Annotated in this window: 8 protein-coding genes; all 8 read left to right on the forward strand. The window is 42.4% G+C overall.

Translation table 11 applies throughout. The annotated features are described in order from the left end of the window. Positions 1 to 553 (forward strand): P-loop NTPase family protein (locus tag AC1DSE_RS31575; protein ID WP_477528785.1); only part of this gene is annotated, 553 nt, incomplete at its 5' end. Continuing rightward, entirely contained in the window at positions 550 to 1,518 is a 969-nt protein-coding gene (locus tag AC1DSE_RS31580) for a hypothetical protein (RefSeq protein ID WP_441883488.1), read from the forward strand. The genes AC1DSE_RS31575 and AC1DSE_RS31580, both read left to right, overlap by 4 nt. A gap of 3 nt (positions 1,519 to 1,521) precedes the next feature. Then, complete coding sequence (locus AC1DSE_RS31585; protein WP_441883490.1) at positions 1,522 to 2,403, forward strand: hypothetical protein; 882 nt, start codon at positions 1,522 to 1,524, stop codon at positions 2,401 to 2,403. 30 nt (positions 2,404 to 2,433) lie between these two features. After that, the gene (locus tag AC1DSE_RS31590) at positions 2,434 to 2,595 is read left to right on the forward strand and encodes a hypothetical protein (RefSeq protein WP_441883492.1); all 162 of its coding nucleotides are present in this window, start codon (positions 2,434 to 2,436) and stop codon (positions 2,593 to 2,595) included. Between the two features lie 32 nt (positions 2,596 to 2,627). After that, entirely contained in the window at positions 2,628 to 3,029 is a 402-nt protein-coding gene (locus AC1DSE_RS31595) for a hypothetical protein (RefSeq protein WP_441883494.1), read from the forward strand. After that, entirely contained in the window at positions 3,026 to 3,508 is a 483-nt protein-coding gene (locus AC1DSE_RS31600; RefSeq protein ID WP_477512447.1) for a hypothetical protein, read from the forward strand. Before AC1DSE_RS31595 ends, AC1DSE_RS31600 begins: the two co-directional genes overlap by 4 nt. A gap of 177 nt (positions 3,509 to 3,685) precedes the next feature. After that, positions 3,686 to 3,832 carry a hypothetical protein gene (locus tag AC1DSE_RS31605; RefSeq protein ID WP_441883498.1) on the forward strand — a complete coding sequence of 49 codons (147 nt, stop codon included), beginning with the start codon at positions 3,686 to 3,688 and terminating at the stop codon, positions 3,830 to 3,832. Between the two features lie 42 nt (positions 3,833 to 3,874). Then, positions 3,875 to 4,121 (forward strand): hypothetical protein (locus AC1DSE_RS31610; protein WP_477528786.1); only part of this gene is annotated, 247 nt, incomplete at its 3' end.

Genomic DNA, 4,121 nt, shown 5'->3' on the forward strand with positions numbered 1-4,121 from the left:
ATATGATAGCGTGTTTGACCTGGTACTGCGCTCCGATTATTTCTTTGTGATTGTGGGAGAAACGCGCAGCATTGAAACGGAACTATTTCTTGTTTCGTGTGAGCGCGGTAAAGGCGGCTCCATGACCAGCTATCATACCGAGCGTATAGCTAATATCCCTGGTCAATTGGCTCGCCTCGTACTGCAGCGATTTCCAAATCGTCAGTACCGCGAGGAGTTGATTCGGGTTGCCGAAAATATCCATCTCATCATTGTCATGAAGGAGCTTGATGATGGATCAAAAAAACTTCTACGAATGACGGAAGTTAGGCTAGATCCGTATACCTTTGAGGTGAGTTGTCACGACATTATGCGATGGGATATGGAACAAAACAGCTGGACATATTGCGATGATTTATCTGTAGATACCATGCAAAAGATGAAAGAAACCGCGCCGCATTACGCCGAACAAGCCTTCTTTGCTTTAAAACGACTAGCTGAAGATAAGCCAATGCTTGGATCCAACATAGAGGTCGCATTAAGCAGCCTTGAGGGGGAGGAGGCTAGTGCATGATTAGCCAGCTCGATCTATCTCTTGAAATGATATTAAAAGCGGCGATTATGCTGCTTTACACAGGCTTTGCTTTCCGGTTCATTGGTGCTTTGCAGAATATGATTTTTCGGTCATGGAGTGTGCCGCTTTATCTGAATACGCCGAAGAAAGCAAACGATGAGGAACAAACATTTAGTCATTTAGAGCTTTTGCTTCGGTCAACCAGTAAGACGTTTCATCGTAACTCCGTTAACCAGTTTCTTATCTTCAGTGGTGGCGTGTTTAGCGTCATGTATCTGCTCCTGTTACTTGGCTTTAACGGCGGGGAGTTTGTAACCTGGTGGAATAAACGCGCATTTGGTTTAGCAGGCATAACGGCGCTCGTGCCTTACGGTTTGCTTAGAGTTAAGCTCTACAATATTCGCAGAGAAAATAGCTATGCTTTGATTGAAGCAACGGAGCTCCTTATTCTAAAATACCGGAGCCCTGGGATTCATGGGGATCTCTATCATGCCCTTTATAACACGGCTGATGAATTGCAGGGAACGATGAAACGAGCATTTAGTGCATTGGTATCTGTATTACAGCTGCAGGGTAAGATGGCCATCCGTGAGGGTGTGGCGCTCTTTAGCTATCAAATCGATAATAGCTGGTCGAAGCAGCTCGGTGTGTTGTTCACCAAAGCCGCGAAAGAAAATCGAGATATTGGACGAGCTTTGGAGAAAGTGCATACCGATATGCAAGAATCGAAACGAATCGTCGAGTCCGAAAAATCGGAATATACGGATTCTATTATCATGGGCTATATCCCTTTGTTCCTTGTACCGGCTGCCATTTTTGGCATTAATAAAATGTTTGAAGGGGCTATCTTTCACGTCTTATTTGATGATCCGAAGACCTTACAGGCATTAATCATTTGTATTATTTTTGTTGTGATTGGCTTAGTGACTTCTTTGATTTTGTCCAAGCCGAAAATTGAGGTGTAACCCATGCTAATCCCTATTTTTAAGTTAGGTTTGTATCTACTGATGGTGATCTCTCTACCACTGTTTATACGAGAAATTTTATATATTCGGCGCCGTAGTCCACCGCCACAATTAATCAAGCAATTCATTCATTTTGCGGGTGGTCAGAAGGGGCGAATTACGCAGCTCTATCAAGATGATCGCTTGGATGCAGCCTTTTCGATTGCAGGATTTATGAAAAATGGTTCGGCCTGGCAATACAAATTTTATCGCGATTTGCTTTTCATTATTGTTGTTATTGTTTTGCATGGATTTTTCCTGGTCTATCAGCAGTATCCACTGAAGGGGATGGTCATCGCTACTTTGTGCTATCTGTTGACGTTGACGGGGGCATCCATAGCGCCAGGACGCTTATTCCTGGTCATGGCCGGAAAAGAAAAGCAAAAGCAGAAGAGCGATGAGATTATTGATCTTTATATGCTGCTCTCTAATGATTATCAGGCGGAGAATAATGATCATTACCAAAGCGTATTTGCCAAGCTGACGGAATTTAATGTTTTTACAAAAGCGCTTCGTCCGGATCTAGATCGTTTGCTATTAGATCTTCCGGTGGATGGTCCCCGCGCATTCAAAGTTTTTGGTGAGAGCGTAGGAACCAAGGAAGCAAAAACTTTGGCGGATTTGCTTGAAAAAATCAATGAGTCTAACCCAGAAATGGCCGTCGATCTACTTGATAAGAACTACGATACGTTTTTGGATTTTCGTAGGCAACGTCGCAAGCAAAGATTGAAGATAAACGGGTATATGGGCCATACGGTCGTATTCTTAGCAATCATTTCGGTCATTTACTTTGTGAACATGGCCGCGAATGCCTATAAAAGCATCCTCATGGATGCACTAAACTAAAACGCCTAGAGGGCGAGAGGAGATTTTAAAATGAAAGAAGCAATGGGTACTATTCTACTAATCGCAGCAATGTTTGTATTGATTGGCTTAACTATCTTTGCAGATGATGGAACGTTCGGTGATGCAAAAGTGCAGAGGGATCGCTCGCATACTATTTCTAACAGCACAACCGTACCCACAGTCTTGAAATAAGGAAGGAGGGTAGCCAGCATGTCTAGATAGGCATGCTGGCGATTTTAATGAAAATTGTTATTGGTTTTGTCATTTTGACACCCATTTTCCTATACTACTTGTTTCAGCCAGGCGTGGAGCGAACGATTAGTTATAAAGACCAAGTCTTGCAGAAAAAAGCGTTTGAAGCTGCACATTTAGCGGCGATTGAAGGGCGTATAACGCCAGAAATAAAAGAGGCTATCTTGGATGAATTAACAGCCGTTTATTTTGACCGCGATAAGATTCAGATCACCGGCACAACGATAACGGCGCCTCGTGGTGAGTTAATCGAGGTTACGCTTCGGTATCCGCAGGGACCTACGCAAATTTTTAATTTATTCGGTAGTGACGAAGCTAGAGACTACAATTACCCCATTTCCATCATGAGTGAGTATATTGAGGAGCGATCATGAAATGGGTCATTATGCTACTTTTAATGATGCCCATTTTCATTATCTATAGCGCTTGGAGTCATGATGAACACCTGTCAACCAAGTTAAAAGCTGGGCTAAAAGAAGGTATGGATCTAGCAACGCATGACGCATCACTGCAGATCATAGAAGAAGAGCTGGAAATGGGGAAGATCCGATTTGATCCCATGAAATCGGAGAAGGCATTGCTCAACTCATTACAGACATCATTCAAGCTTAATTCACTCCTGCAGCCTCTACCTGGCGGCATCTGGAAGGATCCATTTGAGCTCGTGTGGTTCGAAAAAATAGAGACCGGCAATTTCCCAATGCTTTATCATAGCGGGCCACCTTACTACTACTCGGATACGTTAAAAGGGCCATCGATCATTGCGATCGTGAAGGTAAAGCATCCGCGATATTACGGGGTATCTGACGATATCACTTACATCGTAGGCAGCAGCCATGAGTATGTTAGGTAATTTTAAAGGACTATAGCACAATCAGCTGTAATCCGGCTTTTTAAATCGCGAAGAAAAGTTTATACTATAGTCAAGTTAATTAATACACGGTACAATTCAAAATTAAATGCAAACATGACGCCCCTTGCGTATGCTAGGTACAAATTAAGTCAAGGCTCAATACAAGGGGGTGGGTGCATGAAAGAGAGGGATCCGGATATGGCGGTAAATAAAAACGAAACAACTCCAAGGATCGTGCATGCTGCAGACGAGGCCATACTGAAAATAGCACTAAAAGGAACAGAAAAATACGATAAAACACTTTCAAAGCTGGCGAAAAATTAATTTTGAAAAACTTATAGAGAGAAAAGAAGGCGGAGTTATTTTATGGATGATACTAGCACTGAAAAAAATGATAAGACAAATAATTGGGGTGGAGCTCGTTTAGGGGCTGGAAGAAAAGACGGCCTGAAGAAGCAAAAAAGAAAACGAGTATTGTCCCTATTCTTAACAGATGCACAATGGACTGCACTTGAAAAAGAAGTAATTGAAGAAAAGGAAAAGCTATCATCGCTTGTAAATAAAAAATTGGAATCATATGCTAATGATTTAATAGTGAAACATGGGGTATTCG

This window comes from Paenibacillus sp. 01L418, assembly GCF_056400045.1.